This is a genomic window from Herbaspirillum sp. B65 (genome assembly GCF_000333555.1).
In the GTDB taxonomy this organism is placed as follows: domain Bacteria; phylum Pseudomonadota; class Gammaproteobacteria; order Burkholderiales; family Burkholderiaceae_D; genus Herbaspirillum; species Herbaspirillum rubrisubalbicans.
This window is the reverse complement of record NZ_BADI01000316.1, coordinates 1-1476: the sequence shown is the minus strand read 5'-3', so window position 1 is coordinate 1476 and position 1476 is coordinate 1. Positions and strand designations below refer to the sequence as shown.

Here is a 1476-nt window from a genome sequence, read left to right as displayed (position 1 = left end):
ACGAATGGCGTCTGGCGTCTGCCAAAAACCGGTCATCAAATGCAGCGAACGCTTGAAAAGCCTCTTCGCACCGGTAACCAACGAGGTCATTTCCAGCCACCTCAAAGGGAAAATTACTGCCGGCGTTTACCCTCTGCTTTCTGATGATCGCTGTCATTTTCTGGCTATCGATTTCGATGACGCAGATTGGCGCGAAGACGCCAAAGCAGTATTGCAAACCTGCATAGAAAACAACTTGCCGGCAGCGCTCGAAATTTCGCGATCTGGCGAGGGGGCTCATTTGTGGGTATTTTTTGCGAATCCGACTCCAGCGCGAGATGCTAGGCGACTCGGCACCGCATTGATCAGTGCAACCTGTGCTCGTACTCGACAACTGAAGTTGGAATCGTATGACCGACTATTTCCCAATCAGGACACCCTGCCAAAGGGCGGCTTTGGCAATCTGATCGCGCTACCATTGCAAAAGCATCCTCGCGACCTTGGCCGTAGCGTTTTTGTTGATGGAAACTTACAGCCATTGCCCGATCAATGGGGATTCTTAGAAAGTATCAAGCCGCTGCCGCAAGCATATATTGATACGATCCTTCACAAATTGGTCGGAGACCGACATCCGTTGGATATCGCCTATTTCGAAGTGGACGACGAAAACGCGGACACACCATGGATAGCACCTGCCAAGCCGAATATCAAGCTTACGGGCACTATGCCAAAAGCCGTAATAGCCACGATTGCTGGCCAGATATTCATCGAAAAAGCCGGGCTACCGCAATCACTGATGAATCGCTTAGTCCGCTTAGCCGCCTTCCCGAATCCAGATTTTTACAAAGCGCAGGCAATGCGTATGTCGACATGGGACAAACCGCGTGTCATCGGTCGTGCGGAAAATCATCCAAAGCACATGGCGTTACCACGCGGCTGCCTGGGCGATGTCAGAGCACTACTTACTGCTAACAAAATCGACTTGCGACTGGAAGATGTGCGCTCTAAGGGCTCCGTCTTGAAGGCTTCATTTCAAGGTGTGCTACGGCCAGATCAGCAGGAAGCATTGGAGGCTATTCTGCCCCATGATTTTGGAATGTTGATAGCACCGACGGCATTCGGAAAAACAGTAACTGCAGCAGCGATCATCGCACGCAGGCAGGTCAGCACACTGGTGATCGTTCATCGTGCGGATCTCATGCGGCAATGGCAAGAGCGCCTTGGAACTTTTGTCCTGCTCGATGAACAAAAAATCGGTTTGATCGGTGCGGGTAAGAAGAAAGCAACCGGATTGCTAGACATTGCGGTTATCCAAAGCTTGGCACGTCGCGAAGATCTGCAAGAATTACTCGGTCAATATGGGCAGATCATCATCGATGAAGCTCACCATTTATCCGCTCAAACTTTCGAAAGTGTTTTGAGACAAGCCAACTCGCATTATGTGCTTGGCCTCAGCGCAACACCGATTCGAAGTAACGGCCATCACCCTATCATATC

At 50.7% G+C, this 1476-nt stretch carries 1 protein-coding gene; it reads left to right on the top strand.

Annotation, left to right across the window (positions count from 1 at the left end; translation table 11 throughout):
• Nucleotides 1-1476: TOTE conflict system archaeo-eukaryotic primase domain-containing protein (locus I5W_RS08150; RefSeq protein WP_044528856.1), on the top strand; the 1476-nt coding region annotated here is incomplete at both ends.